The organism is Immundisolibacter sp. (assembly GCF_014359565.1).
Lineage (GTDB): Bacteria > Pseudomonadota > Gammaproteobacteria > Immundisolibacterales > Immundisolibacteraceae > Immundisolibacter.
On record NZ_JACIZD010000006.1, the window covers coordinates 58,828 to 84,590 of the forward strand.

A 25,763-nucleotide genomic window follows, 5' to 3' on the forward strand; every position below is an offset into this window, starting at 1 on the left:
GCCGTGACCGCTTTCGCCCCGGCCGACTGGCTTGCCCTGTTCCAGGCGGCGCCTTCGATGCCCGCCGCAGCCGATGCAGACCCCTTCGGTGGTGAACTGGAGGGCTACCGGGTGCTGCTCGACCAGTGGCAACAGGCCCTGGAGGCGGGGGCCGCGGAACCGGCGCGGGTCGCGCTGGCGGCGCTGGCAAGACACATCGACCGGCAGCGTCTGCGCCAGCTGCGCCGTGTGTGCAGCCCCGGGCCGTGGTTCGAGCCGCTGGTCGAACTGCCGGTGCCGGCCGTCGCGGCGCCTGAGCTGCCGGCCCTCCCGTTGCCCGGCTGGCTGGCGGCTGGCGCCGGGTTCTGGCTGGCACTGGCCGGCTACCGGCAAAAGCTCGATGCGTTCTGCCTGCCGTACCAAGGCCTGGGCACCCGCACGCTGAACCGGCTAGAGCAGGTCCGCCCGGCGACCGCCATCACGAGTGCAGCCGGGCTGTTTGTGCATTGGCAGCGCTGTCAGGATGAGGTCGAGTCGGAAATCGTTCGCGCGCCGACATGGGGCGCGTCATTGGCCGGCGTGGCGGCTGCCGCGGCGGCCCTGCGCGTCGCGCACCGGCAGTGCCTGGAGGCGGCCCTGGGCGTGCAGCTCGATGGCGCCGGCCAGCGGGCACTGAGCGAGGAGCTTGCTGCCATTCGCCGGCAGCTTCGCAAGCTGGCGCAAGGCGCATGATGTTTCCCGATCTGGACACCGACGCCGTGCGGGCGCAGCGGGAACGGATCGATGCCATGCTCGCCGCGCCGGCCGAGCCGGTGGTCTGGGCCGACCGCAGCGCCGAGCGCCTGTCCGTGGAAGGCAAGGCAAGCCTGCGCTACTACCCGCCACTTCGTGAGCCGGCAGCTCGCCCGTTGCTGTTGGTCTACTCGCTCGTCAACAGCCCGCAGGTGCTGGATCTGGCCCGCGGCAGCTCGATTGTCGAGTGCCTGCAGGGCCTCGGCCATCCGCTGTATCTGCTCGACTGGGGTCGCCCCGATGCCAGCGATGCCGGGCTGTCGCTGGCCGACTACGTATGCGGGTATCTGCACGGCGCGGTGCAGGTGGTGCAGCGTCACGCCGCTGCCGGCACGGTGGATCTGCTGGGTATCTGCCAGGGCGGTACGCTCGCCCTGTGCCTGGCCAGCCTGGAACCGCGCGCCCTGCATCGTCTGGTGACGCTGGTGACGCCGGTGGACTTTCACACGCCCGGCGACGTGCTGGCGCATCTGGCCAGAGTGCTCGACCTGCCCGCTCTACTGGCGCCCGATGGCAACCTGCCCGGCGCCGTGCTCGCCGCCGTGTTTGCCCTGCTGCGTCCGCTGCGGGGCGCCGGGGCAGTGCGCGCGCCCTGGCTGGACGGCGCCGTCGATGCGCCGAGGCGCGAACGCCTGCGCAGGCTGCTGGCATGGCAGGGGGATTATCCGGATCAGGCCGGACGAGCCTGGCTTGAGTTCGTGACCGGCTGCTATCGGGACAATGCTCTGGTGCGCGGCGCACTGGTCCTGGATGGCCGGACGGTCGATCTGTCGCGTTTGCGCCTGCCGATCCTGAATGTCCATGCGCGGGCCGATCACCTGGTTCCGCCGGCCGCATCGCAGGCCCTGCGGCGTGCCATGGGCGGCCGGAATTACCGGGAGTTGGCCGTCGACGGCGGGCATGTGGGCGTTTTCGCCGGGAGTCACGGTCTGGCCATCGTCCCGCCGGCCGTCAGCCGCTTTCTGCGCGCCAGTCCAAAAAGAAAGCCCCGCTGACGCGTCTGCGTCGCGGGGCCTTGGCAGAGGCCCCCGTCCGGCGTGCGGACGGGCTCGTGCGCGCCGGTTCAGGCGGGCTTGGTGCTCATCCAGGCCGGCATGGTGGTCATCGACTTCATGCTGCTTTCGAGCATGCCGGCCAGCGCCTGGTTGGCCTCGGCGATCACTTCCATGTCGAACTTGGCCAGATCGAACATTTTCTTGCCCATGTCGGCCATGAAGGCCCCCTGCGCGCCCATCAGGGCCGGCAAGTCCGTCGGCGAGCTGTACTGGCGGGCTTGCGCCAGGCCGGATTCGAAGCAGTCACCGGCCAGATCGACGTGTTTCTTGAGCAGTTTCTCAAACGCCTGGGTGCCGACCGCGGTCAGGTCCGCAAGGGGTTTCATCTGGTCTTTCATGCTGTCCATGACGTTGTACATGCGCCTAACCTCCGCAAATTCTGCACTGCAAAAACGCAGGGGTCATGCTAGGCGGCCACGTTTTCGATGTCAAGCAGTTTGTGCACCGCAGAAATCACTTCTTGGCCGGGTTTCCCTCGCCCGCCGCATCGCCGCGCATGGAGTTCGCCAGGCGGCTCCAGATATCCAGATTCTGTTCGGCGAGGCGCGACATCATGTTCAGCGGGTGGCCGCTGAGCATGGTGCGCAACTGCTCATGAAAGGCGCCCTGCTGTTCCATGAACATGGCCATGCTGCGCTCCAGATACTCCCGCAGCAGGCCATGCAGGCTGTCGCCGTAAAAGCGGATCAGCTGGCGCAGCACCTCGTCGGTGAGCAGTGAGCTGCCGCTGTCGGCTTCCTGCTCGGCGATGATCTGCAGCAGCACGCTGCGGGTGATGACTTCGCCGGTCTTGGAGTCGTGGACCTCGAACGGCTCCCCGGACAGCACCAGGCGCTTGACGTCTTCGAGGGCCACAAAGCAGCTCTGGACGGTGTCGTACAGGCGGCGATTGGGATATTTCTTCAGAATCCGCACGGGCTGTCGACTCCGCCTGATGGGACTGCACGATCCGCGGCGCGATTTCGATCATGTCGCGATCGGAGGCTGGCTTACGAATTGTACACAGCCGGCGCAGTCCGCCCGGCGGCGGCCGGCGCGGGCCTGCGCGCCCCGGACTTCTGCGTTGCGGCCTTATACTTTCCGCGTAGATGAATCCTTGCCGGCAGGCGAGGTCGGTGCCGCCAGCGCGGCCTTTCGGAGTACTCATGTCCAAGCTGTTCAAGGCGTCGGCCCTGATTGCCGTCGGATTTTTCTGCGCGTTGCTGGTACTGCGTGACGGTGCCCATGCCGAGCGCAGCGATGCTGCCCCGGCCGGCGCCACCATGGATCTGCCGGTGCAGGAACTGCGCCTGTTCAGCGAGGTGCTGGGCATCATTCGCCAGAATTACGTCGAGCCGGTCAGCGACGCCGACCTGCTCAAGAGCGCCATCCGCGGCATGTTGGCCGGCCTCGATCCGCACTCGGCCTACCTGGAGCAGGAAGAATTCCAGGAGCTGAAGGAAGGCACCTCCGGTGAGTTCGGCGGCCTCGGCATCGAGGTCGGTATGGAAGACGGCTTCGTGAAGGTGGTGTCGCCGATCGACGATACGCCCGCCCAGAAAGCCGGCATTCTGGCAGGCGATCTGATCATCCGGCTCGATGACACGGCCGTGAAGGGTCTGTCGCTGAACGAGGCGGTCAAGCTGATGCGCGGCGCGCCGGGGACCGACATCACCCTGACCATCGTGCGCGAGGGCCAGGAGCGGCCGCTGCAGATCAAGCTCACGCGGGCGGTGATCAAGGTCAACAGCGTGCGCAGTCGTTCGCTGGAGCCCGGTTATGGCTATCTGCGCGTGTCCCAGTTCCAGGTCAATACCGGGCGCAAGCTGCGCGACGCGGTGACGGAGCTGAAGGAGAAGAACGGCGGCGCGCTGAAAGGACTCGTGCTGGACCTGCGCAACAACCCGGGCGGCGTGCTGACGGCGGCGGTGTCGGTGTCGGATGCCTTCATCAGTGACGGACTGATCGTCTACACCGAAGGCCGCGGACCGGAAGCGGCCCAGAAGTTTTCCGCCACTTCGGGCGACATTCTCGAAGGTGTGCCCATCGTGGTGCTGGTCAACGCCGGTTCGGCGTCGGCCTCGGAAATCGTCGCCGGTGCCCTGCAGGACAACGGCCGGGCCATCATCATGGGCGAGAAAACCTTCGGCAAGGGATCGGTGCAGACCATCCTGCCGATCAGCGAGAGCGCGGCCCTGAAGCTGACCACGGCTCGTTATTTCACGCCCAAGGGGCGCTCCATCCAGGCCGAAGGCATCGAGCCGGACGTGCCGCTGGAGCGGGTGCAGCTGACCGCGCTCGAGCAGCCTTTCCAGCCACTCGGTGAGCGCGACCTGGCGCGGCACCTGGACAACCCCAACGGCAAGGCCAAGCCGGCCACGAGCGCCGCGCCCAAGGCGGCGCCTGACCAGCCGGCGACTGACACGAAGGAGGTGAGCCTGGCCAAGGCTGACTTCGGCGTGCACGAGGCGCTGAACCTGCTGCGGGCGCTCAACATCGTGCAATCGCGGGCCAAGTAGCTCGGCGCGCGGCCGCCCGGCCGGGGTGTCGGGCGGCGTTGGTTGGCTATACCGCGCCGCAGATGCTGTTGTCGGGGGCGTTCCCGATTGACCGTACGGTTACCTGACGTCTACCCTCGCGCTCTTTCAGTTGCGCATCGAGGAGAAAACGCCATGGCCACCGCCGCGTCCGATCTGCCGTCCGGTCAGTATTACCGGGACCTGAACGAATACATCGATGCCCTGGAGCGGGCCGGCAAGCTGCAGCGCGTCACCCGGCCGATCGACAAGGACACGCAGATGCACCCGCTGGTGCGGTTGCAGTTCCGGGGTCTTGAAGAAAAGGACCGCAAGGCCTGGCTGTTCGAGAACATCACCGACGCCAAGGGCCGCAAGTACGACATGCCGCTGGTGCTGTGCGCCATGGCCGGCTCGTCGGACATCTACGCACTCGGTCTGCAGTGCACGGTCGAGGAAATCCCGCGCCGCTGGGACCATGCCCAGGCGCATCCGATCGCGCCGGTCATCGTCAGCACCGGTCCAGTGCACGAACAGATCCTGCGCGGCGATGACCTGAAAGAGCGCTGCCTGTCGCGCCTGCCGATCCCGATCTCGACTCCCGGCTTCGACAACGCGCCCTACACCACCGCCTCGCACTGGATCAGCAAGGATCCGGACACTGGCCTGCACAACGTCGGCAACTACCGCGGCATGGTCAAGGCCGAGGACCGCATCGGCGTGTATCCGGCCTCGCCCGGTTATGGCATGCGCCGGCACATCGAAATGTGGCGCGAGCGCGGCCACGACAGGATGCCGGCTGCCATCGTCATCGGCGTGCCGCCGGCCATTTCCTACGCCGCCGTCACCCGCCTGCCCAACGACGTGTGTGAGTACGACGTGGCCGGCGGCCTGGCCGGCCAGGCGATCGAACTGACGCAGTGCGTGTCGCACGACCTGCTGGTGCCGGCGCAGGCGCAGATCGTGGTCGAGGGCTTCGTGCCGACCAACATCCAGGAGATGGAAGGCCCATTCGGCGAGTTCCCCGGCTACATGGCCGCGCGGGATTACTCGTGGTTCATGGAAGTCACGGCAATTACCATGCGTAACAAGCCGATCTACCAGGCCTTTTTGTCGCAGTTCCCGCCGAGCGAATCGTCCAAGATTCGTGGCATCGGCTGGACTGCGGCCTGCTTCGATTACCTGAAGGCCGGCGGTTTCGATTGCGTGCAGGAGGTCCACTTCCCGGAGACATCCGGCTCCTTCGGGGTGTGCCTGGTGCGCATCCGCCGCGCGAAGGAGGACGACGCCACGCGCATCCTGGACCACCTGTCCAAGAAATTCGTCGGCAAGGTAGCCATCGTGGTCGACGAGGACGTCGACATTCACGATCCGAACGCCATCTACTGGGCCCTGTCCTACGCCATGCAGCCGCACCGGGACGTGCGCGTGGTGGACATCCCGCTGATGGCGCTGGACCCGTCCATCGCCCCGCCGGGTGCTAACCGCGGCCTGACCGGCGAGAAGCCGCGCATGTCGGGCCTGCTGATCGATGCCACGCGCGACTGGCCGTACCCGCCTGTGTCGCTCCCGGGCAAGGAGTTCATGGAAGGCGCCATCGCGCTGTGGCAGGAGCTCGGCCTGCCGGAGCTGAAGCTGCGCAAGCCCTGGTTCGGTTACAACCTGGGCAGCTGGTCGGCCGAGGAACAAGAAGAAGCCGCCCTGGCCGCGCGTGGCGATTACTTCGTCACGGGCCAGAAGCAGCGCGGGCAGCGCCGCACGCTGGAGTAAGCGCCGATCGTCTCGTTCCGGCGGCGCGCTGCCGGAACGAGAGCTGCTGCGGCCACAAGCCCGCTTCGAATGCCGATCCGGGTGATCGGGTGCGTCAGCGGGTGTCGATTTGCGCCCGGCCGTGGCTGAGCACCACCTGCTGGCGTTCTACCGCCAGTGTGCGAAACGCCACGGCGCCCGCCTCGTGCCAGATTTCCGTACGCAGCGTCTCGCCCGGGTAGACCGGCGCCGAGAAGCGCGCCTGCAGTTGCGTCAGGCGTGCCGGGTCGTAGTCGCACAGCGTGCGCAGCAGGGCGTGGCCGGCCACGGCAAAGGTGCACAGGCCGTGCAGGATGGGCCGCTCGAAACCGGCGGCGCGGGCCACGGCCGGGTCGGCGTGCAGCGGGTTGAAGTCGCCACATTGGCGATACAACAGCGCCTGCTGGGGCAGGGTAGGGAGTTCGCAGACCGCGTCCGGCTCACGTTCGGGGGTTGGTGCCAGCCGCATGGGCGGCGCATCGGATCCGCCGCAGCCGCCGTCGCCGCGGCAGAAGGTGCTGCTGTCCAGCGTCGCGATCAGGGCATCACTCACCGCATCGTGCAGCGTGCGCTGGCTGTAGACGATGGCGCCCTTGCCCGGCCCCTTGTCGTTGATGCCGACCACGCGCGTGCGGCCGATCACCTCGCCGCTGGCCGGCAGCGGCCGGTGCAGGCGCAGGCCCTGCTCGGCGTGCACCAGGCGCACCCAGTCGACGCCGGTGGCCGGGTCCTTCATCCAGAAGCCGGGGTAGCCCAGCACCACCGCCTGCATGGGCAGCGCCTGCGGGTTGTGTTCGTACACGAAGGGCAGTTGCCGGGTATCGACCGGGTCGGCGCCCAAGCCGACCGCCAGCGCATACCGCTGGCTGTCGCGCACGCTGTAGGTCTGGCGTACCTCCGGCACCGGCCAGTCCAGCAGGCGCCGGTAGTCGATGGCCATCAGATGGGGTCCCAGGCGAACACGTCGGCCGACACGGCCAACGGGTAGAACTGTTCCCGGAAGGCGCCAGGCAGGCGTTCGGCCAGTTGCTCCGGCGTCCAGCCGCCGTCGCGGTGGATGGAGCGCAGCGGGCGCGACTGCGACATCAGGAATACCTCGTTCGCCCGCACGGCGAAGATCTGGCCGTTCACCTCGGCGGCGGCATCCGACAGCAGGAACACGGCGACCGGGGCGATCTTGTCCGGCGTCATGCGCTTCAGGCGCTCGACGCGCGCCTGTTGCTCGGGTGTGTCGGTGGGGATGGCGCCGATCATGCGGCTCCAGGCGAACGGCGAGATGCAGTTGCTGCGCACGCCAAAGCGCTGCATGTCGAGCGCGATGGATTTGGACAGTCCGACGATGCCCAGCTTGGCCGCCGCGTAGTTGGCCTGGCCAACGTTGCCGATCAGGCCCGAGGTGGAGGTCATGTGCACGAAGGCGCCGGCGCCTTGTTCGCGATACAGCGGCGCCACGGCGCGGCTCAGGTAAAACGAGCCGAACAGGTGCACCCGGATCACCGCCTCGAAATCGTCCGGCGACATCTTGTGGAAGATGCCGTCGCGCAGGATGCCGGCGTTGTTGACCACGCCATCCACGCGGCCGAAGGCGTCCAGCGCCGTCTGCACGATGGCCTGCGCGCCGTCCCAGCTGGCCACGCTGTCGGTGCTGACCACGGCCTGGCCACCGGCGGCGCGGATCTCGTCCACCAGGCGCTGGGCCGGGCCGGCATCGCTGCCTTCGCCATCCACCGAGCCGCCGATGTCGTTGATCACCACCCGCGCGCCCTGCGCCGCGGCCAGCCGCGCGATGCCGCTGCCGATGGCGCCGCCGCCGCCGGTGACGATGATGACCTTGTCCTTGAGCGTGTCGGGCATAGCGAGTTCCTGTGGTTGCGAGCCGCCGCGGCGATTCTGGGGAGGCGCTGAATGAATCCGTCCCGGATTGTCGGCGCCCGCCACCGGAAAAAATCTTGTAGAGCGCTGCTTCGCTGCGCGCTGATCGCCCGACGGAGCCGGGCTCCTATGGTTTTCCGAACGTTTTCTTAGCCCTTCAGGCTACCGATCAGGCCGCGCACCGCCGCCGGCAGGTCGGCCGGCAGCACCACCAGCTTGCTGTTCTGGCTCTGCGCGATGCCGCGCATGGCCTCGATGTACTTCTCGCCGAGCAGGTAGACCACCGGCAGCTCGCCGGTCTGGGTGGCTTCGGCCACCTTGCGGATGGCGGTCTGGCTGGCCTCGGCCAGCACCACCTGCGCTGCGGCGTCGCGCCGCGAGGCTTCCAGCCGGCCGTCGGCCTGCAGGATGGCGGCGCTCTTGTCGCCTTCGGCGCGGGTCACGGTGGCGCGCCGGGCGCGCTCGGCGGCGGCCTGTTCCTCCATGGCGTGCTGCATGGTCGGCGAGGGCTTGATGTCCTGGATCTCGACCGTTTTCAGGGTGATACCCCAGTCGGCGATGTCGTCCGAAATGCCGGCCTTGAGCTTGGCCTTGATCATCTCGCGCGACGACAGGGCGTCGTCCAGGTCCATCTCGCCGACGATCGAGCGTAATGAGGTCTGCACCAGGCTCTGAATGGCGAACACGTAGTTCTCGACGCCGTAGACCGCTTTCTCGGGCGCTACGATGTTGATGTAGGCCAGCGCGTTGGCAATGATCACCGCGTTGTCGCGGGTGATGACTTCCTGCGATGGGATGTCCAGCACGATGTCCTTGGTGGTCACCTTGTAGGCCACCGTGTCGACGTACGGGATGATCAGGTTCAGGCCCGGGCCGAGCGTGGCGTGGTATTTGCCCAGGCGCTGCACCACGTGCTTGCTGCCCTGCGGCACGATGCGCACGCCAAGGCCGATGGTGACCACCACCAGCGCAAACAGGATAAAGGCCAAGGTAATGCCAGGCATCGCAGTGCTCCGCAGTTGAAAAATTGAAAGGGACGGCCGGCTCAGTCGCGCTTCTCGACGATCAGCGTGTTGCCGGAAAAATCCTTCACGTACACCCGGTCGCCGGTGGCGACCGGGCCGTCACAGATGAATTCCCACTCGTCGTCGCCCAGCAGTGGGGTGGTGAAGCGCACCATGCCGCGCTTGTCGCCATGCGGCGGGCGCAGCACGCGGCCGGATTCGCCGATGACCGCAGCCCGCGCGTTGCCGGCCTGGGTGCGGTCCTTCATCAGCGGGCGCAGATAGCGGAACCACAGCAGGGTCATCAGGCCGGATGAAACGCTCCAGCCCAGCAACTGCAGGGCCGGATCGATGTTCGGGTCAAGCCATACCACGGCGCCCACCAGCAGCGCACCCAAACCGAACCAGAACACGAAAAAGCCGGCCAGGAACAGCTCGGCCATCAGCAAGATCATCCCCAGCGCGAGCCAGTGCCAGTAGAGCATCGTTCCCTCCCGCGTTGTGCCGGCCGGCATCATACCGTGCGCCCAACGGCCGGGCGGGCCGCTTCGATGACGCGCGCCATGGCACCCCGAATTGCCCAGGCCCAAGGTGCGCGCCCACCTGCGCGTCATCGTCGAGCGCTTCCTGTGCGATTCGGCGTGAAACGGAATCGGGCCGCCGCCGGGGAAGGGCCTGGCGGCAAAAGTAGGTGCCCTTGACCCACTCGCTGCGGATTCCGGGGTCCGTTCCGGCATCGATTCGGGCCTCATGCCGTAAGATTCCACGCCCTTCGCAGGAAGGCGAGTTTGCCTTCTGGAGCCTGTATTCATGTCCATCGATACCCTGTACGCCACCCCGGTCACTGACTATCCGCGCACCGCGGACGTGGAGCGTCCGGAGCCGGCCGGCGCCGAGCGCGCGGCGCTGGAGGCGCGCATCCGCGAGCTGCTGAAGGCGCAGGACGCCGTGCTGGTGGCGCATTACTACGTGGACGACGCGCTGCAGGCGCTGGCCGAATCCAGCGGCGGCTACGTGTCCGACTCGCTCGACATGGCGCGCTTCGGCCACGAGCATCCGGCCTCGACGTTGATCGTGGCTGGCGTGCGCTTCATGGGCGAGACGGCCAAGATCCTGAACCCCGAAAAGCGTGTGCTGATGCCGGAATTGGAGGCCACCTGCTCGCTGGACCTGGGCTGCCCCATCGACCGCTTTGCGGCTTTCTGCGACCAGCACCCGGACCGCACGGTGGTGGTGTACGCCAACACCTCGGCGGCGGTGAAGGCGCGCGCCGACTGGATGGTGACCTCGTCCTGCGCGGTGGACATCGTGGCCCACCTGCGCGATCAGGGGCAGAAAATCCTGTGGGCGCCGGACAAGCATCTGGGTGCCTACATCAAGGAGCAGACCGGCGCCGACATGCTGCTGTGGGACGGCGCCTGCATCGTGCACGAGGAGTTCAAGGGCGCCGAGCTGGAGGCGCTGCGCCGGCAGCACCCCAAGGCCAGGGTGCTGGTGCACCCGGAATCGCCGGCCAGTGTCATCGCGCAGGCCGACGTGGTCGGCTCCACCAGCCGCATGGTGCAGGCGGTGCGCGACGTGGACGCCGACGAGTTCATCGTCGCCACGGACCGCGGCATCTTCCACAAGATGCGCCAGCTGGCGCCGGGCAAGCGGCTGATCGAGGCGCCCACCGCCGGCAAGAGCGCCACCTGCCGCAGCTGCGCGCACTGCCCGTGGATGGCCATGAACAGCCTGAGCGCGCTGCTGCATGCGCTGGAAACCGGCGCCGGCGAGATTCACGTCGACCCGGTCATCGGCGCCCGCGCCCGGCTGCCGATCGAGCGGATGCTGGACTTCACCCGTCGCCAGAAGCTCCAGACCGCCGGCGACGCTTGAGGGCCCGATCCCGGCCAGGTCTTGCGGCGACGATCGTGTCGTGAGCGGGGCGCGGCGGCCGGTCGAGTAAACTTGCGCCCGCTGCGCCATCGCGCGCGCCGGCCGCCGGTCACGGTCGATTCACCCGCCATCGGTACCGCCATGGAACACGACACCACGGATTTCGGCTTCAGCGAGGTGCCGGTCGCCGACAAGGCGCGGCGGGTCCGGCAGGTGTTCGACTCGGTGGCGCCGCGCTACGACCTGATGAACGACCTGATGTCGCTGGGCCTGCACCGGCTGTGGAAGCGCTTTGCGGTGGAACTGGCCGCCGTGCGGCGCGGCGAGCGGGTGCTCGATCTGGCCGGCGGCACCGGTGATCTGACGCGCCTGCTGGCGCCCCAGGTGGGGTCGACCGGCCGCGTGCTGCTGGCGGACATCAACGGCGCCATGCTGGCGCGCGGCCGCGACCGGCTGCTGGATGCCGGCATCGCCGGCAACGTGGGCTACCTGCAACTGGACGCCGAGCGGCTGCCGCTGGCCGACGCCAGCCTCGATTGCGTGATCATCGGTTTCGGCCTGCGCAACGTCACCGACAAGCAGGCCGCGCTGACCGAGATGCACCGCGTGCTGAGGCCCGGCGGGCGGGCGCTGGTGCTGGAGTTCTCGCAGCCGGTGCTGGCGCCGCTAAAGCCCCTGTACGACGCCTACAGCTTTCAGGTGCTGCCGCGCATCGGCCGGCTGGTGGCGGGGGATGCCGACAGTTACCGGTACCTGGCCGAATCGATCCGCCGCCACCCGGACCAGGACACGCTGCTGGGCATGCTGCACGCGGCCGGCTTCAGCCGCTGCCAGTATTTCAACCTCACGGGCGGCATCGTGGCCGTGCATCGCGGGTACCGGCTGTGACGGAATCGCAGGCGAGCGCGGATACGGGCGTACCGCTGGCGGCGCTGGAAATCGCCCTGAACCGGCTGCTGGCGCTGGACCCACTGACGCTGGAACGGCTGGCGGCGCTGGAGGGGCGCGTGATCCGGCTCGAAGTGCCGGCGCTGGGCTTGCAGCTCACCTTCGCGCCGCATGCAAACGGCTTGCAGTGGCTGTCCGGCGCGCCGGAACCGATCGACGCCCACATCAGCGGCAGCCTGGCCGATCTGCTGCGCGCCCAGGCCGGCGGCGAGCTGGCGGGTCTGCAGATCGAAGGCGACAAGCATCTGGCCAGCGCCTTCGCCAGTGCGCTGCGCGAGGCGCGCATCGACTGGCCGGAGCTGCTCGCGCCCTGGCTGGGCGACGTGGCGACGCAGCGCGGCGTGCAGGCGCTCGAATCGCTGGCCGGCGCGCTGCGCGAGGGCGCCGATTCGCTGCTGCGCAGCGGTGCGGAGTTTTTGCAGTACGAGCGCCCGGTGCTGGTCAGCGCTGCCGAGTGGGGCAGCTTCAAGACCGAAGTGCGTGAGCTTCACGAGGCGGTCAGCGCGCTCGAACGACGCATCGCCAAGCTGGCCCTGCGTCAGCAATGACCAGCCTGCCGGGCCTGCTGCGCCTGTGGTGGGTGCTGTTCGTGTTGGCGCGCGCCGGCGGCGACGAGATCATCCTCGGTCACCCGCGCCTGCCGGGCGGGCGCCTGCTGCTGCGCCTGCTGCCCTGGCGCTGGGGTGAACGCCCGCCGCGCGGCGTGCGCCTGCGCGAGGCGCTGGAAAAGCTCGGGCCGATCTTCGTCAAGTTCGGGCAGATCCTGTCCACCCGGCGCGACCTGCTGCCGCCGGACATCGCCGACGAGCTGGTGCGCCTGCAGGATCAGGTGCCGCCGTTTCCGGGTGAGCAGGCGCGCCGCCTGATCGAGGCTGCCTACGGCCAGCCGCTGAGCGTGGTGCTGGCCGAATTCGACGACGTGCCGCTGGCCTCGGCCTCGATCGCCCAGGTGCATGCCGGGCGCCTGCCGGACGGGCGCGAGATCGTCATCAAGGTGGTGCGGCCCGGCATCACCCCGCGCATCCGGCGCGACATCCGCTTGCTGTACATGCTGGCTCGGTTCGCGCACCGCATGGTGCGCGAGACCCGCCGCCTGCGGCCGGTGGAAGTGGTGCGTGAGTTCGAGCTGACGTTGCTCGACGAACTCGATCTGATGCGCGAGGCCGGCAACGCCAGCCAGCTGCGCCGCCACTGGCTGCACTCGCCGGACCTGTACATCCCGGAGGTGTACTGGGACTACGTGCGCCCGAACGTGATGATGATGGAGCGCATCCGTGGCATCGGCATCGACAACATCGTCGCCATGCACGCCGCCGGGGTCGATTTCCAGCGCCTGGCCGAGCGCGGCGTGGAGATTTTCTTCCGGCAGGTGTTCGAGCACAATTTCTTTCATGCCGACATGCACGCCGGCAACATCTTCGTCGGCCCGAACGAGCAATACATCGCGGTCGATTTCGGCATCGTCGGCAGCCTGCGCCCGGAAGACCAACGCTACCTGGCCGAGAACTTCGTGGCCTTTTTCAACCGCGACTACGCCACCGTGGCCAAGGCCCACCTGCGCGCCGGCTGGGTGCCGGCCGACCTGCGGGTCGACCAGTTCGAGGGCGCCATTCGCGCCGTGTGCGAGCCGATCTTCGACAAGCCCCTGAAGGACATCTCGTTTGGCGTGCTGCTGCTGCGGTTGTTCCAGGTGGCACGGCGTTTCGACATGCAGGTGCAGCCGCAGCTGGTGCTATTGCAGAAAACCTTGCTCAATATCGAGGGCTTGGGCCGGCGGCTTTATCCGGAGCTTGATCTTTGGCGCACCGCCAAGCCATTTCTGGAACGCTGGATGGCCGAGCGCATCGGCTGGCGAGCGCTGCGCAATACCCTGCGCGAGGAGGCGCCGCTGTGGGCGGAAACCCTGCCGCGGCTGCCGAATCTGGTCTACGGCGCGCTGGAGCAGGCGCAGCGGCCCAAGCTCGCGCCGCCTGCGCCGCGAAGGCGCTGGCCGGGACGGCTCGAACTGGTACTGGGCGGGGCGGGACTCACGGCCGCGGCGGCCTGGGTCGGGCAGCTTGCCGGCTTCGCCCAGCCGGTGTGGTGGGGAATACCGGCGTTGGCGTGGCCGCTGGGCCTGCTGACGATCATCTTGCTGTGGCCGCGGCGGGGGTAGTCGTTCGCTGACAGGGCGCTGCGGTGCCGGACCGGCGATTCGCGGCGGGGGCGCCGCCCCCACAAGGCATTGCCGCAGCTGTGGGAGGCCCGCCCCCGGGCCGAATGGTTGGACTGAAGATTCGCGGCGGGGGCGCCGCTCCCACAGGGGCGCCGCCCCCACAAGGCATTGCCGCAGCTGTGGGAGGCCCGCCCCCGGGCCGAACGCGCCCTACGCCACCGCGGCGTAGATGTCGCTCGGTGCCAGCGTGTCCTCGAAGATGGCGCGGCGGATGTCTTCCAATTCATCTTCACCAAGCGGGTACAGGAACTGCTCGTTGCGTTCGCGCACGTCCAGGTAGCGCATCTCGCGGGCGAGGTTCAGCGTCTCGTCCCAGGGCAGCGCGTTGGCCGGGTCGAAGCTGGCCGCCAGTTCCTTGATTTCTTCCGGGCCGTGGAAGATTTCGTCCTCGACCACGGTCTTTTCCAGCTTGGCCGCCAGGCGCAGGAACTCGTCGTTGCCCGGCAGGTTGCTCATGCACCAGTGCCAGCCGACCGAGCCGCCTTCGCCCTGTGTCATCAGCAGGCGCGAGGTCCATTTCGGCAGCGTGTTGTAGATCTTCATCCACAGCGAGATGAAGCGGTGATGCTCCGGCCACTCGCGCGCCACGATGTCGCCGGATTCGCCGTGAAAGCCGGCGCCCTTGGCCGTGAACTCGACGTTCAGGTAATGGAAGGAATCGCTTTCAGGCGGCTCCTTGCCCTTGCCCAGCGTCAGGTCAAGCAGGTTCATGTAGGCCCGGTAGTGGTCCAGTTCCTCTTTCATGATCACGGCGAAGCGGTCGGCTTCGCGCACCCCGATGCCGGTACCCAGCGCCAGCCGCGCCCGGTCGGCGTACATGTTGGTGGCGCCGTACTCGCGGGCGGCCTGGATGACGACCCAGTTGATGTCGCGCTCGCGCGTGCGTTTGGCCATGTAGGCATCGACCACCCGCTGCTGGGCGGAGGCGCCCTGCGACATGATGTGCAGGGTCTGGCGGGCGATCTGCTCGGCGGTGGGTTGGTTGGTCATGGGTTTCTCCTCGGGTGTTTTATCGTCAAGCAAGCCCGCCGCCGCAGTCGCGCAACGGCGGGCGTGGGTCGGCGCTTACAGCTCGCCGGCGCGCACCTTGGCGCACAGCTCGGCCCAGCCCTTGCCGGCCTTGACGGCGCCTTCCAGGTAGTTGGCCGGGGCGGTCAGGTACGGCGGGCGGCAGGGGCCGGCCTTCATCCAGCCGCTGGCGTTGATGCGCGCCTTGTCGAGCTGGATGTTGTAGCGCGAGAACTCGGCAAAGCCGCCGGGCGGCATCAGGTGGCCGATCACCGGAGCGGCGGCGGCCCACACGCGCTGCGCGGCGCTCCAGTCGCCGGTCTTGATGGCTTCCTTCACGGTGTCGCGGATGCGGATGGTCATCTCCGGTCCGCCGTTGGCGCAGGGCGACCAGAAGGCGGTGTGGAACTCCGGATCGATGCGGGCGGCGTCCAGGTGATCGAACTCGATCGGCAGGAAGCGGATGCGTTTCTTCGACACCGCGGTGTGCACCGACAGCTGGCCGATGTGGATGTACTTGCAGGTGATGACCTGCGGAATCTCCGCCACGCCGGCCCAGAACGGGGTCGGGAACTGGAACTTGAACGCCTCCGGGTTGGCGTACACGCAGATGGCCATTTCCGGCACGGCCTCGGCCACGTCGCGGTAGAAGCGCACCGCGTTGGGCACGTCGCACACCTGCCACATGGGCAGGCCGAGCATGGTGCCGTCGGCGCCGATGTCGCGCGCGTGCTTCAGCTGGCGGATGGTGTCGCGGGTGTTCAGCGTGGTCACGCCGACGAAGATGGGTTTGCGGCCGCGGGCGGTCTCGACCATCACCTCCATCATCTTTTTCTTTTCTTCCCAGGTGATGGTGGCGCCTTCGCCGAAGGTGCCCTGGGCCAAGATCGCATCGACGCCGCCCTCGATCAGGCCGTTTACGGCGCGCGCGACCTCGTCGTAGTCGATGCTGTCCTCGCAGCGCCAGTCCTCGGCGTTGTCCACCGCCGGGGTGGGGATGATGGCCCAGGCGCCGTGAACGTCGTTCACGGTAAGGCGGTCGCGTCGTGGCATGGCAGGCTCCTCGAAAATGGGCGAAAGTGAGTTCGCTAGCTTAATGCCGACGCGGTCGACTGACCACTCGGTCACCGCGAAAAATTACGGGGCAAGGTGATTCATGTTCAAGAGCGTGTTCGACAAGGTCTGGGCCTTCGACTGCGAATGGGTGCCCGATCCGGCCGCCGGACGGGCGCTGTACAAGCTGCCGGCCGCCATGCCGGACCGCGAGGTGATGGCACACATGTGGCAGCAGGCCGGCGCCAGCGACGACGACCCGATGCCGTTCCTGAAGACCATCGTGTGCCGGGTGGTGTCGATCGCCGCGGTGACGCGCCAGCGCCGCCGCGACGGCAGCGTGCAGCTGCACCTGCTGTCCCTGCCCAAGGATCTTGGCGATGCCGCGCAGTGCGCCGAAAGCCACGTGATCGGCACGTTTCTCGATGCCATCGGGGAGCACAAGCCGCAGCTGGTCGGCTTCAACTCGATCAATGCAGACCTGAAAATCCTGCTGCAGCGGGCGGTGGTCAACGGCCTGTCGGCAGCGGATTTCTGTCACCGCCCGGACAAGCCCTGGGAGGGCGTGGACTACTTCGCCCGCGGCGACGCCCATGTCGACATCAAGGACATTCTGGGCGGCTGGGGCAAGGCCACGCCATCGCTGCACGAACTGGCCACGCTGTCCGGCATTCCCGGCAAGCTGGACGTGGACGGCAACGCGGTGGCCAATCTGTGGCTGGACGGGCAGCTGGACAGGATCGTCGCCTACAACGAGTGCGACGCGCTGACCACCTACCTGGTGTGGCTGCGCCTGGCGCATCTGAGCGGCCATTTCGACGACCGCGCCTACGCGCAGGAGCAGCAGCGCGTGCGCGAGCTGGTGGAGGGGCTGATTGCCCAGGGCCGCGCGCATCTGACGGCCTACGTGGCGGAATGGGATCGCCTGTCGGGGCGTGCTTGAACGGATTTGGCGATGGCTCCCGAGCCTACGCCGGCGTTCACGGCCGGCAAGCCGCGAGCGCCTGATCGAACCGCTGCCAGTCGGTTTCCGTTGCCGGCAGACCGAAGCGCAGGCTGGCCGGCTGCGCGAACGGCCGCGCGAGGATGCCGCGCCGGGCCAGCGCCTCGTGCAGCGCCGCGGCGCGCGGCGTGCGCAGCCACTGAAACAGCGCGCAGCCGCCGGTCGGCGGCAGGCCGTGCGTGGCAAGCAGCGCCTGCAGGCGCGCGGCCTGGGCGGGCAGCGCCGTGCGCATGCGCGCCTGCCAGGGACGATCGAGCAAGGCAGCCATTGCGACCCAGCGCGCCGGGCCGGCCAGCGGCCACGGGCCGAGCGCGTCTGCCAGTGCCTGCAGCAGGTCGTTTGCCGCCAGCACGAAGCCGACCCGCGCGCCGGCCAGACCGAAGAACTTGCCGAGCGAGCGCAGCACGATCAGGCCCGCTTGCGTGCCGTGGCCGGCGAGGCTCGCTGCCGGCGTGGCGTCGATGAAGGCCTCGTCCACCACCAGCCAGCCGCCCGGCGGCAGGCGGTCGTGCAGGGCCAGCAGCGCGCGCGGCTCGAAACACTCGCCGGTCGGGTTGTTGGGATTGGCCAGCACCACGACGTCGAAACCGGCGGCCTCGGTCAGTGCCGCGGCCGGCAGTTCGGTGACGGCGTGACCGGCCCGCCGCCAGGCACGCGCATGCTCGGCGTACATGGGGGCGAGCACTGCCACCCGGCCGGGCGGGCGCAGGCGCGGCAGCAGCCCAATCGCCGCCTGCGAGCCGGGCACCGGCAGCAGCTCGGCACAGCCGTAATACGCGCAGGCGGCCGGGACGAGGCCGTCGTCGTCCTGCGGCAGGCGCGCCCAGGCCTGCGCCGGCACCGGCGGTGGCCGGTAGCCGTGCGGGTTGAGCCCCGTCGACAGATCCAGCCAGTCGCCGGGGGCGATGCCGTAGCGGCGGGCCGCTTCCAGCAGCCGGCCGCCGTGCGCGGGGGGCGCGTCCGGCGGCGTGCTCATGTGGCGAGTCCGATCATCAGCCCCAGCGCCAGCCACAGGGCGAGACAGCGCCGCAGCAGCGCGAGCGCGCGGTCGATGTCCGCGGCGCCGGCCGGGACGCCGACGCCCAGCGGCGGGCGCGCCTGCCAGGCGCCGTGATAGCGCGCCGGGCCGCCCAGCAGCAGGCCCAGTGCCCCGGCGCCGGCGGCCATGACCGGGCCGGCGTTGGGGCTTTTCCAGGCGCGTGCCTGCGTGCGCCAGCAGCTGAGCGCCTGGCGCGTGTGGCCGCACAGGGCGTAGCCGAGCGCGCTCAGGCGCGCGGGGATGAGGTTCAGGACATCGTCCAGGCGCGCCGCGGCCCAGCCGAAGTGCAAAAAGCGTTCGCTGCGATAGCCCCACATGGCATCGAGCGTGTTGGCGAGCCGAAACGCCAGCGCGCCCGGCGCACCCGCCACGGCGAACCACAGCAGCGCCCCGAACACGGCGTCGTTGCCGTTCTCGAGCACCGACTCGACAGCGGCGCCGGCCACGCCCGGCGCGTCCAGCGCGGCGCAGTCGCGGCTGACCATGCGCGCCACCGCCTGCCGGGCGGCCGGCAGGTCGCCCGTCGCCAGCGCGGCGGCAACCGCGCCGGCATGTTCGCTCAGGCTGCGCCAGCCGAGCGCCAGATACAGCACCGCCGCATCGACCAGCGCGTGCCGCGGCAGCGCCGCCAGCAGGGCTGTCGGCAGGCCGACCAGGCCGATGACGGCAAGCGCGCCCAAGGCCCGCCGTTGCCCGTCCGGACGGGCGGCGGTATTGAGCGCGCCTTCGAGGCGCGCCGCCAGCGATCCGAACCCGACCAGCGGATGCCAGCGCCGCGGCTCCCCGAGCAGCAGGTCCAGACACACGGCCAGCGCGGCCGTGGCAGCGCCGGGCAGCAGGCCGCCGGTCATGGGCGGCCGACCGTCTGCACGTACATCAGCTCGCAGCTGCCGTCGCCGGTATCGTCGCGGCGCAGCGAGCTGTGCCACTGCCAGCCGTCGGTGGCGCGCAGTTCGACCAGATAGCCGCGCAGCGCGAGGGTCTGGCCGGGCCTGGCGCGGCGCAGCGCCCGGGCCACCGCAGCGTCGGCCGGGATCAGGTGCACATTGGCGCTGGAGGTCTCGATTTCGCGCAGCGGCAGCGGCGGCTCGCCCTGATAGCGCCAGAAATACCAGCGCCCGCCCTGGTGAATGTCGAGCCGGTCGATGACCGCCGGTTCCGTCATGCGCCCCCAGCCGAGGGCGAAATCGAACGGCGCCAGATCGGCCGCGCGGCCCAGGCGATAGCGGGTGCTCGACAGCACGCGCCCGCTGACCGCGTACTGGGCCAGCGCGCGGGCCGGGATGCCGCCGAGCGAAAACTGCGGGCCGGCGGGAAGATCCTGCTGCAGCGGCGCGGCGAGCGGATCGGCCGCGGGCAGGTCGATCGGCGGTGGCGGGTTTCCCACCGCCGGCGCGTGCACCGGCCACCAGCGCCAAGCCAGTGCTGCCACCAGCAGGATCAGCAGCAAGCGTTTCATCCGGAAAACGCTACGCGCAGGGCATTCGCAGCGCGGTCGCCGCTCCCGCGATTCGGAGCGTGTGAGACCCGCCCTCGGGCCGAAGGCCCTGTCGTGCCGGGCCGCATGTCAGGGCAGCGCCTGCGCGCAGGCGCTGATGTGGGCATGCAATTGCCGCAGGCCGTCGCTCAGCGCCGCCGGGCCGGGCGATAAGATGTCCGGCGACTTGATCTCGAACACCCGGCCGTCGCGCACCGCCGGGGTCTCGGCCCAGCCCGGCCGCTGGCGGACCTGCTCGGGCCGAAAGCGCTTGCCGCACCAGGAGCCGAAGATCAGCTCCGGCGCCCGGCGGATGACCTCGTCCGGATCGGCGATCACCCGCGCGCCGGCCGCCGGCGCCATGGCCCGATCGGCAAAGCAATCTTCCCCGCCGGCGATGTGGATGAGCTGCGACACCCAGCCGATGCCGCAGATCAGCGGCCGGTCCCATTCCTCGAAATACACGCGCGGCCGCCGCGGCAAGGCGGCCGCCGCCTGCGCCACGGCGTCCAGGCCGGTTTGCAGTTCGTGCACCAGCGCGCTGGCCTGGCGCGGGGCGCCGACCAGGCCGCCCAGGGTCTGGATCATGTCCAGGATGCCGGCCACGGTGCGCTGGTTGAACACGTGCACCGCCAGCCCGGCGCGGATCAGCGCCGCGGCGAGGTCGGCCTGCAGGTCCGAAAAGCCGAGCACCAGGTCCGGCTGCAGGGCCAGGATCGGCTCGAGCCGGGCGCTGGTGAAGGCGGCCACCTTGGGTTTTTCCCGGCGCGCCTGCGGCGGGCGCACGGTAAAGCCGGAGATGCCGACGATGCGCGCCTGCTGGCCCAGCAGGTACAGCGTCTCGCAGGTCTCGGTGCTCAGGCAGACGATGCGGCGCGGGTAGCGGTCGCTCACGGCGCCTCCGGCCAGCGGTCTTCGTAGACCAGTTCGGCCAGCGGCCGTGCCTGGCGCCACCCGGTCAGTTCCAGCAGCGGGCGTGGGTAGAACTCGGCGACCGGGCCTAAGCACAGGATGGCCAGCGGCCGCGCGCCGGCCGGCAGGCGCAGCAGCGCCGCCAGCGCCGCCGGCTCGAACAGCGACACCCAGCCCAGGCCCAGGTTCTCGGCCCGCGCCGCCAGCCACAGGTTCTGGATGGCGCAGGCCACCGAGGCCACGGCCATTTCCTGCGGCAGGGTGCGGCGCCCGAACAGCGTGCCGTCGTCCGGCGCCAGGGCCGCCACCAGCAGCTCCGCGCACTCGCGCACGCCCTCGACCTTGAGGTGCAGAAACTCGCCGCCGCGCGCGCCCATCGCCTGCGCGGTGGCCTGCCGCTCGGCCTCGACCAGCTCGGCGATGGCCGCGCGCAGCGCCCGGTCGCGAATGCGCAGCAAGCGCCAGGGCTGCATCAGGCCGACGCTGGGCGCCGCATGGGCGGCCTCGAGCAGGCGCGCCAGCACCGCCTCGTCCACCGCGCCGGGGGCGAAATGGCGCATGTCGCGGCGGGCGTGGATGGCGCGGTAGACGGCGCTGCGCTCGCCGGCGCCAAAGAGCTCGGCGTCCGTCATGGCCGCAGCAGGGCCGCCACGGCGGCCGGATTGCTCGGAAAGTAGGCGTGCAGGTAACTGGCGGTCAGCCGGCCGAGCCGGTACACCGCCTCACCGGGCCGGCCGTCGGCGGTGCGGGCGCGCAGCGCCGGTTCGAGCGGCGTGTCGGCGCGCGAGTAGTGAAAGGCATGCCCGCGCAGCTGCCCTTGCGGCAGCGCCAGCGCCTGCCCGCCCAGCGCCGCCAGGCGCCTTTGCATCACCGTCGCCCCGGGCAGCAGGCCGGCGAGCGCGTGCGCCCGGCCGTCGATGTCGGTCAGGGTCTGAAACAGCGCCATCATGCCGCCGCACTCGGCCAGGATCGGCCGGCCGGCGGCGTGGTGGGCACGCAGCGACTCCAGAAAGCGCGCGTTTTGCGACAGTTGCGCGGCGTGCAGCTCGGGATAGCCGCCCGGCAGCCACAGCGCGTCGCAGGCCGGCAAGGCCTGGTCGGCGAGCGGCGAGAAGTAGGCCAGATGCGCGCCAAGGCGCCGCAGACAGTCCAGGTTGGCCGGGTAGATGAAGCCGAAGGCGGCATCGCAGGCCACCGCCAGCGTGCAGCCGCCAAGCAGCGGCGGCACCTCGGGCAGCCGCGCCGGCGCAAAAGTCACCGCCGGCGGCAGCTGCCGCGCCTGCGGGGCGCGAGCGGCGAGGGCCTCGGCCAGGCGGTCCAGACGCTGATCGAGGTCGGCGATCTCGGCCGCCTGCAGCAGGCCGAGGTGGCGCTGCGGCAACTCGCTCGCCGCCGCGCGCTCCAGCGCGCCGTACCAGGCAAGGCCATCCGGCAGGCTACCGGACAGCAACTCGGCATGCTGCGGACTGCCGACGCCATTGGCCAGCACGCCGGTCAGGTTGACGCCTTCGCGGTAGCTCGCCAGGCCGTGCGCGACGGCGCCGAAGGTCTGCGCCATCGCCGCGGCGTCGATCACCGCCAGCACCGGCAGGCCGAAGCGGCGCGCGAGGTCGGCGCTGGAAGGGGTGCCGTCGTACAGGCCCATCACGCCTTCCACCAGGATCAGGTCCGCCGCGCCAGCGGCTTCGTATAGCCGCGCCGCGCCGTCCTCCGGGCCGCACATCCAAAGGTCGAGGTTGTGGACCGGCGCGCCGCTGGCTGCGGCCAGAATCTGCGGGTCCAGAAAGTCCGGTCCGCATTTGAATACCCGTACCCGCCGGCCGGCCCGCCGGTGCAGGCGCGCCAGCGCGGCGGTGACCGTGGTCTTGCCCTGGCCGGAGGCGGGCGCGGCCACCAGCAGGGCGGGGCAGTGGCGGCTCACCAGTCGATGCCCGGCTGGGCGCGCACGCCGGCTCGAAACGCGTGCTTCAGATCGCCGATGTCGCTGACCGTATCGGCGGCGTCGATCAGTGCCTGCGGCGCCGCCCGGCCGGTGATGATCACGTGCTGCATGGGTGGGCGGGCAGCGATGTCCGCCAGCGCGCGCGACAGATCCAGATACCCGTAGCTGAACAGGTAGGTCAGCTCGTCCAGCACCACCAGATTCACTGCCGGGTCGGCCAGTGCCCGCGCCGCCACCGCCCAGCCGGTGCGGGCGGCGGCGATGTCCCGCTCGCGATCCTGCGTCTCCCAGGTGAAACCCTCGCCGCACACCTGCCAGTCGACACCCGGCTGGCGGCGGAAGAAGGCCTCCTCGCCGGTGTCGCTGCGGCCCTTGATGAACTGCACCACGCTGGCCCGAAGACCGTGCCCCAGCGCCCGCGCCAGCATGCCGAAGGCGGAACTGGACTTGCCCTTGCCGGACCCCGTCAGCACCAGCAGCAGGCCCTTGTCCTGCTGGGCGGCGGCAATGCCGGCGTCGACCCGTGCCTTGCGCCGCGCCATGCGCGCGCGGTGGCGCTGGGCACGCTCTTGGGTCATCGGCAGATTCGGCCCGGGGGCGGGCCTGCCATGCAGCAGTCGATCATCGGCGCAGGCTGGCCGGATGGCGTCCGGCCAGCGCCGCGAAGGCGGCGTAGACGATCGCGGCCGCGCCCAGATACAGCGCCATGCCTTCGAGCGCGTACGGGAAATAGCGCGCCAGCCGGGCGCCGAACTCGGCCAGCGTCGGTGCGGCAAAGCGGCCGGAGAAGAAATAGAACGCGCCGCTGCTGAGCAGCTCGCACAGCGTCGTGCCGACCAGCGCCGCGCCGGTGAACGGCAGCAGGCTGCCCAGTGTCGGTCGATGGCGCCGCGCATACCAGCGGCCGGCCGCGTACAGCGCGCCGTAGGCCGGCAGCAGCGCCGCATAGGCCGGGCTCACGCAAAAGGCGCTGACGCCGCCGAAGCTGATGGCGAGGTAATCCACCATCGCCGCCAGCGCCAGCAGTCCGGCCAGCGGCAGCCAGCCCGGCAGCAGCGCGCCGGCCAGGAAGAACACCGCCCAGGAGGCGTCCGGCAGGTGCAGGGCGCTGGCGAAGTGGTGGCTGCGCGTGGCGGCCATGAGGGCGGCCAGCAGCAGGCCGACCGGCAGGGAATGGGGCAGGGGCAGTTTGTTCATGGGTCGGCTCCGGTTACAGATGGGTAAGGAAAAGGACAGGATTGCCACCGCGGGTCGGCCGGCGTCCGGCTTGCAGCGGCGCTGGCCCGGTGGGGGCGCAGATCGCCCGGCAAAGCCGGGCTCCTACAGCACGATCATCGCCCGGTCGGCGCATAGCGCACGGTGAACATGATGTTGCGTCCATCTTCGTTGAACAGGCGCGCCGTGCGGTAGTCGTTGTCCAGCAGATTGGCGAGCTTGCCTTCCAGCGACCAGTCCCGGCGCAGGGCGTAGGCGGCGCGCAGGTCGAGCGTCACATAGCCGCCCAGGGGGTGCTGGTTGGCCAGGTCGTCGTAGCGCCGGCCCTCGCCGTAGAGGCTGCCGCCGAGCCGCCAGGCGCCCACGGCGCGGTCGGCGTCCAGGCGCGCCATGAGCTTGGCGCGGCGCGGCAGCTGATGGCCGCGGTTGGCGTCGTGGCCGCGGTTTTCCGGGTCCAGCGCCGACAGGTTGGCGGCCAGGTCCCAGGCGGCGAGCTGGGTGCTGGCGATGGCCTCCAGGCCGCGGATGCGCGCCTTGTCGATGTTTACCGGCGTGAAGCTGGCATCGAAGCCGATCAGCTGGTCGATCTTGGTCTGATAGGCGTTCACGGACCAGGTCAGCGCCGCCACTTCGCCGGCCAGGCCCAGCTCGTAGCTGTCCGATTCCTCGGGCTTCAGGTTCGGGTTGCCGAAGAACGGGTAGTAGAGCTCGTTGAAGGTCGGCGCCTTGAAGGCGCTGCCCCAGGAGGCCATCGCCCGCAGCGTCGGCGAGAAGCGATAGCCCCAGGCCAGCGAGCCGGTGGTGTGGCCGCCGAACTGCTGGTTGCGGTCGCGGCGCGCGGCGGCGCTCAGCTCATGGCTGCCGAACTGGCCCTGGTACTGCACGAAGCCGGCGGCGTTGTCGCGCGAGCCCCGGTCGTAGCGGGTGGTGCTGCTGACGCGGTCGTCGAGCCAGTCGCCGCCGAGCGTCAGGCGCTGTGCGGCGCCGAGGCGAAACACGTTCAGCCAGCTGGCGCTGCGCCGCTCGGTGTCGTAAGCGCTGTTGAACCTGCCATCGTAGAAGTTGTCGCTCAGGTCCCGGCTGCGTCCGCCGGACAGCGTCATCTGCCAGGCCGGCAGCACCTGCCAGTCGACCAGGGCGCCGATGACGTCCTGCGTGAAGTCCGAACTGTTGGACGAGAACACGCTGCCGTCGTACTCGTTGTCGCCTGCGGCGCGCAGGTAATGCGCTTCGGCGCGCAGCGTGTCGCTGAGGCGGTAGCCGGCGCGGGCCGACAGCCCGGTGTTGCGGTAGCCGTCGTCGTCCGGCTCGCTCACGAAGCAGCCGGCCCCAAGCGCCCCCGAGCGCACCTCGCAGGCGTTGAAGCCCTGCGTTTCCAGATGACTGGCGCCCACATTGAACCAACCCCGCTCGCCGCCGCCGGACAGGCCGGCGCTGTAGTCCTGCGTGGCGTGGCTGCCGCCGCCCAGACTCAGGCGCGGCGTGAGTGCCCCGCCGCCCTTGCGGGTGAAAATCTGGATCACGCCGCCGATGGCGTCGGCGCCGTACAGGCTCGAGCGCGGGCCGCGCACTACCTCGATGCGCTCCACCTGGTCGATGGGGATGTCCTGGAACGACGCCGTGCCCAGCGTCGCGGAGCCGACGCGGATGCCGTCGATCAGCACCAGCACGTGATCGGACTCGGTTCCGCGCAGGAATACTGAGCTGGCCTTGCCCAGGCCGCCGTTGTTGCTGAAGGCCAGCCCCGGCACGCCGCGCAGGGCTTCCTGCACGGAGCTGGCCTGGCGGCGTTCGATCTGGGCCCGGTCGATGACCGTCACCGAGGCCAGCGTGTCGACGTTCGACTGCGGCGTGCGGCCGGCCGTGATGTTGATGGTCAGGGGTGTGTCGTCGGCGGCCTGAAGGCTGGCTGCAAAAAAAACCAGTCCGGCCGTGAGGCCGAGCCTGCTTGCGTGGATCATCGGGATACTCCTGCTCGCGCTCACCCGCGTGAGAGCTGGTTCGGTTTCAAAACCGGCAAGCAGGGGAAAGCGCGCGGCACGGCGGCCGCAGGGCGGCACACCCTCCCGGCGCATCGCCCACCGCAAT

The 25,763-nt window shown here is 69.7% G+C and carries 26 protein-coding genes; 9 read left to right on the forward strand and 17 right to left on the reverse strand.

Features of this window, described 5'->3' with window-relative positions; translation table 11 throughout:
- Positions 1–3 precede the first annotated feature (3 nt).
- Together H5U26_RS09305 and H5U26_RS09310 are read left to right on the forward strand one after the other, a co-directional pair.
- Complete coding sequence (locus H5U26_RS09305; RefSeq protein WP_290618945.1) at positions 4–711, forward strand: hypothetical protein; 708 nt, start codon at positions 4–6, stop codon at positions 709–711.
- Positions 708–1,766: an alpha/beta fold hydrolase gene (locus tag H5U26_RS09310; protein ID WP_290618947.1), complete on the forward strand. Its 1,059-nt coding sequence runs from the start codon at positions 708–710 to the stop codon at positions 1,764–1,766. The genes H5U26_RS09305 and H5U26_RS09310 overlap by 4 nt, the downstream gene beginning before the upstream one ends.
- 68 nt (positions 1,767–1,834) lie before the next feature.
- On the opposite strand, the gene H5U26_RS09315 is transcribed toward H5U26_RS09310, so the two are convergent.
- Both H5U26_RS09315 and phaR read right to left on the reverse strand, forming a co-directional pair.
- Positions 1,835–2,185 (reverse strand): phasin family protein, encoded by a 351-nt coding sequence (locus tag H5U26_RS09315; protein WP_290618949.1) that lies wholly within the window; start codon positions 2,183–2,185, stop codon positions 1,835–1,837.
- A 94-nt stretch (positions 2,186–2,279) separates the two neighbouring features.
- Complete coding sequence (phaR, locus tag H5U26_RS09320) at positions 2,280–2,741, reverse strand: polyhydroxyalkanoate synthesis repressor PhaR (RefSeq protein WP_290618951.1); 462 nt, start codon at positions 2,739–2,741, stop codon at positions 2,280–2,282.
- Between the two features lie 230 nt (positions 2,742–2,971).
- Between phaR and H5U26_RS09325 the strand changes: the two genes are divergently transcribed.
- Both H5U26_RS09325 and H5U26_RS09330 read left to right on the forward strand, forming a co-directional pair.
- Positions 2,972–4,324: a S41 family peptidase gene (locus tag H5U26_RS09325; RefSeq protein ID WP_290618953.1), complete on the forward strand. Its 1,353-nt coding sequence runs from the start codon at positions 2,972–2,974 to the stop codon at positions 4,322–4,324.
- A gap of 153 nt (positions 4,325–4,477) precedes the next feature.
- Positions 4,478–6,091: a UbiD family decarboxylase gene (locus H5U26_RS09330; RefSeq protein WP_290618955.1), complete on the forward strand. Its 1,614-nt coding sequence runs from the start codon at positions 4,478–4,480 to the stop codon at positions 6,089–6,091.
- A gap of 94 nt (positions 6,092–6,185) precedes the next feature.
- On the opposite strand, the gene H5U26_RS09335 is transcribed toward H5U26_RS09330, so the two are convergent.
- The 4 genes from H5U26_RS09335 to H5U26_RS09350 form a co-directional block, all read right to left on the reverse strand.
- On the reverse strand, positions 6,186–7,049 hold the full coding sequence (locus H5U26_RS09335; protein ID WP_290618957.1) for a MaoC/PaaZ C-terminal domain-containing protein: 864 nt from the start codon (positions 7,047–7,049) through the stop codon (positions 6,186–6,188).
- Complete coding sequence (locus H5U26_RS09340) at positions 7,049–7,963, reverse strand: SDR family oxidoreductase (protein WP_290618958.1); 915 nt, start codon at positions 7,961–7,963, stop codon at positions 7,049–7,051. The genes H5U26_RS09335 and H5U26_RS09340 overlap by 1 nt, the downstream gene beginning before the upstream one ends.
- Positions 7,964–8,130: 167 nt before the next feature.
- Entirely contained in the window at positions 8,131–8,985 is an 855-nt protein-coding gene (locus tag H5U26_RS09345; RefSeq protein ID WP_290618960.1) for a stomatin-like protein, read from the reverse strand.
- A gap of 41 nt (positions 8,986–9,026) precedes the next feature.
- Positions 9,027–9,470, reverse strand: coding sequence for an NfeD family protein (locus H5U26_RS09350; RefSeq protein ID WP_290618962.1), 444 nt, complete (start codon positions 9,468–9,470; stop codon positions 9,027–9,029).
- 325 nt (positions 9,471–9,795) lie between these two features.
- Between H5U26_RS09350 and nadA the strand changes: the two genes are divergently transcribed.
- From nadA to ubiB, 4 genes are all read left to right on the forward strand, one after another.
- Complete coding sequence (gene nadA / locus H5U26_RS09355; RefSeq protein ID WP_290618964.1) at positions 9,796–10,863, forward strand: quinolinate synthase NadA; 1,068 nt, start codon at positions 9,796–9,798, stop codon at positions 10,861–10,863.
- A gap of 141 nt (positions 10,864–11,004) precedes the next feature.
- Positions 11,005–11,751: a bifunctional demethylmenaquinone methyltransferase/2-methoxy-6-polyprenyl-1,4-benzoquinol methylase UbiE gene (gene ubiE / locus H5U26_RS09360; RefSeq protein WP_290619068.1), complete on the forward strand. Its 747-nt coding sequence runs from the start codon at positions 11,005–11,007 to the stop codon at positions 11,749–11,751.
- Positions 11,748–12,359, forward strand: a complete 612-nt coding sequence (locus tag H5U26_RS09365; protein WP_290618966.1) for an SCP2 sterol-binding domain-containing protein — start codon at positions 11,748–11,750, stop codon at positions 12,357–12,359. Before ubiE ends, H5U26_RS09365 begins: the two co-directional genes overlap by 4 nt.
- Complete coding sequence (gene ubiB, locus H5U26_RS09370) at positions 12,356–13,966, forward strand: ubiquinone biosynthesis regulatory protein kinase UbiB (RefSeq protein WP_290618968.1); 1,611 nt, start codon at positions 12,356–12,358, stop codon at positions 13,964–13,966. The genes H5U26_RS09365 and ubiB overlap by 4 nt, the downstream gene beginning before the upstream one ends.
- 210 nt (positions 13,967–14,176) lie before the next feature.
- On the opposite strand, the gene H5U26_RS09375 is transcribed toward ubiB, so the two are convergent.
- Positions 14,177–15,016, reverse strand: a complete 840-nt coding sequence (locus tag H5U26_RS09375; protein ID WP_290618970.1) for a hypothetical protein — start codon at positions 15,014–15,016, stop codon at positions 14,177–14,179.
- A 75-nt stretch (positions 15,017–15,091) separates the two neighbouring features.
- A complete protein-coding gene (locus tag H5U26_RS09380; protein ID WP_290618972.1) occupies positions 15,092–16,087 on the reverse strand; it encodes a dihydrodipicolinate synthase family protein in 996 nt (331 codons plus the stop codon).
- Between the two features lie 103 nt (positions 16,088–16,190).
- Here H5U26_RS09380 and H5U26_RS09385 point away from each other — a divergent pair, with 103 nt between their 5' ends.
- Complete coding sequence (locus H5U26_RS09385; RefSeq protein ID WP_290618974.1) at positions 16,191–17,030, forward strand: 3'-5' exonuclease; 840 nt, start codon at positions 16,191–16,193, stop codon at positions 17,028–17,030.
- Between the two features lie 37 nt (positions 17,031–17,067).
- Here the strand turns inward: H5U26_RS09385 and cobD are convergent, their stop codons facing one another.
- The 9 genes from cobD to btuB all read right to left on the reverse strand — a co-directional run bounded on the left by cobD (position 17,068) and on the right by btuB (position 25,750).
- Positions 17,068–18,066 carry a threonine-phosphate decarboxylase CobD gene (gene cobD / locus H5U26_RS09390; protein ID WP_290618976.1) on the reverse strand — a complete coding sequence of 333 codons (999 nt, stop codon included), beginning with the start codon at positions 18,064–18,066 and terminating at the stop codon, positions 17,068–17,070.
- On the reverse strand, positions 18,063–18,980 hold the full coding sequence (gene cbiB, locus H5U26_RS09395; RefSeq protein ID WP_290618978.1) for an adenosylcobinamide-phosphate synthase CbiB: 918 nt from the start codon (positions 18,978–18,980) through the stop codon (positions 18,063–18,065). Before cbiB ends, cobD begins: the two co-directional genes overlap by 4 nt.
- A complete protein-coding gene (locus H5U26_RS09400; RefSeq protein WP_290618980.1) occupies positions 18,977–19,588 on the reverse strand; it encodes a hypothetical protein in 612 nt (203 codons plus the stop codon). Before H5U26_RS09400 ends, cbiB begins: the two co-directional genes overlap by 4 nt.
- Positions 19,589–19,696: 108 nt before the next feature.
- Positions 19,697–20,500, reverse strand: a complete 804-nt coding sequence (locus H5U26_RS09405; RefSeq protein ID WP_290618982.1) for a cobalamin-binding protein — start codon at positions 20,498–20,500, stop codon at positions 19,697–19,699.
- Complete coding sequence (gene bluB, locus H5U26_RS09410) at positions 20,497–21,150, reverse strand: 5,6-dimethylbenzimidazole synthase (RefSeq protein WP_290618984.1); 654 nt, start codon at positions 21,148–21,150, stop codon at positions 20,497–20,499. Before bluB ends, H5U26_RS09405 begins: the two co-directional genes overlap by 4 nt.
- Positions 21,147–22,439, reverse strand: a complete 1,293-nt coding sequence (locus H5U26_RS09415; RefSeq protein ID WP_290618986.1) for a cobyrinate a,c-diamide synthase — start codon at positions 22,437–22,439, stop codon at positions 21,147–21,149. The genes bluB and H5U26_RS09415 overlap by 4 nt, the downstream gene beginning before the upstream one ends.
- The gene (gene cobO / locus H5U26_RS09420) at positions 22,436–23,038 is read right to left on the reverse strand and encodes a cob(I)yrinic acid a,c-diamide adenosyltransferase (protein ID WP_290618988.1); all 603 of its coding nucleotides are present in this window, start codon (positions 23,036–23,038) and stop codon (positions 22,436–22,438) included. Before cobO ends, H5U26_RS09415 begins: the two co-directional genes overlap by 4 nt.
- A gap of 43 nt (positions 23,039–23,081) precedes the next feature.
- On the reverse strand, positions 23,082–23,657 hold the full coding sequence (locus H5U26_RS09425) for a hypothetical protein (protein WP_290618990.1): 576 nt from the start codon (positions 23,655–23,657) through the stop codon (positions 23,082–23,084).
- Between the two features lie 134 nt (positions 23,658–23,791).
- Positions 23,792–25,750, reverse strand: coding sequence for a TonB-dependent vitamin B12 receptor (btuB, locus tag H5U26_RS09430; protein WP_366055926.1), 1,959 nt, complete (start codon positions 25,748–25,750; stop codon positions 23,792–23,794).
- Positions 25,751–25,763: the final 13 nt, after the last annotated feature.

Excerpts from the sequence above, each read along its gene's own strand:
- H5U26_RS09310 (WP_290618947.1), top strand. The coding sequence starts at position 708 with ATGATGTTTCCCGATCTGGACACCGACGCCGTGCGGGCGCAGCGGGAA.
- H5U26_RS09315 (WP_290618949.1), bottom strand. The coding sequence starts at position 2,185 with ATGTACAACGTCATGGACAGCATGAAAGACCAGATGAAACCCCTTGCG.
- H5U26_RS09325 (WP_290618953.1), top strand. The coding sequence starts at position 2,972 with ATGTCCAAGCTGTTCAAGGCGTCGGCCCTGATTGCCGTCGGATTTTTC.
- H5U26_RS09330 (WP_290618955.1), top strand. The coding sequence starts at position 4,478 with ATGGCCACCGCCGCGTCCGATCTGCCGTCCGGTCAGTATTACCGGGAC.
- H5U26_RS09335 (WP_290618957.1), bottom strand. The coding sequence starts at position 7,049 with ATGGCCATCGACTACCGGCGCCTGCTGGACTGGCCGGTGCCGGAGGTA.
- H5U26_RS09340 (WP_290618958.1), bottom strand. The coding sequence starts at position 7,963 with ATGCCCGACACGCTCAAGGACAAGGTCATCATCGTCACCGGCGGCGGC.
- H5U26_RS09345 (WP_290618960.1), bottom strand. The coding sequence starts at position 8,985 with ATGCCTGGCATTACCTTGGCCTTTATCCTGTTTGCGCTGGTGGTGGTC.
- H5U26_RS09350 (WP_290618962.1), bottom strand. The coding sequence starts at position 9,470 with ATGCTCTACTGGCACTGGCTCGCGCTGGGGATGATCTTGCTGATGGCC.
- nadA (WP_290618964.1), top strand. The coding sequence starts at position 9,796 with ATGTCCATCGATACCCTGTACGCCACCCCGGTCACTGACTATCCGCGC.
- ubiE (WP_290619068.1), top strand. The coding sequence starts at position 11,005 with ATGGAACACGACACCACGGATTTCGGCTTCAGCGAGGTGCCGGTCGCC.
- ubiB (WP_290618968.1), top strand. The coding sequence starts at position 12,356 with ATGACCAGCCTGCCGGGCCTGCTGCGCCTGTGGTGGGTGCTGTTCGTG.
- H5U26_RS09375 (WP_290618970.1), bottom strand. The coding sequence starts at position 15,016 with ATGACCAACCAACCCACCGCCGAGCAGATCGCCCGCCAGACCCTGCAC.
- H5U26_RS09380 (WP_290618972.1), bottom strand. The coding sequence starts at position 16,087 with ATGCCACGACGCGACCGCCTTACCGTGAACGACGTTCACGGCGCCTGG.
- H5U26_RS09385 (WP_290618974.1), top strand. The coding sequence starts at position 16,191 with ATGTTCAAGAGCGTGTTCGACAAGGTCTGGGCCTTCGACTGCGAATGG.
- cobD (WP_290618976.1), bottom strand. The coding sequence starts at position 18,066 with ATGAGCACGCCGCCGGACGCGCCCCCCGCGCACGGCGGCCGGCTGCTG.
- cbiB (WP_290618978.1), bottom strand. The coding sequence starts at position 18,980 with ATGACCGGCGGCCTGCTGCCCGGCGCTGCCACGGCCGCGCTGGCCGTG.
- H5U26_RS09400 (WP_290618980.1), bottom strand. The coding sequence starts at position 19,588 with ATGAAACGCTTGCTGCTGATCCTGCTGGTGGCAGCACTGGCTTGGCGC.
- bluB (WP_290618984.1), bottom strand. The coding sequence starts at position 21,150 with ATGACGGACGCCGAGCTCTTTGGCGCCGGCGAGCGCAGCGCCGTCTAC.
- cobO (WP_290618988.1), bottom strand. The coding sequence starts at position 23,038 with ATGACCCAAGAGCGTGCCCAGCGCCACCGCGCGCGCATGGCGCGGCGC.
- H5U26_RS09425 (WP_290618990.1), bottom strand. The coding sequence starts at position 23,657 with ATGAACAAACTGCCCCTGCCCCATTCCCTGCCGGTCGGCCTGCTGCTG.
- btuB (WP_366055926.1), bottom strand. The coding sequence starts at position 25,750 with ATGCGCCGGGAGGGTGTGCCGCCCTGCGGCCGCCGTGCCGCGCGCTTT.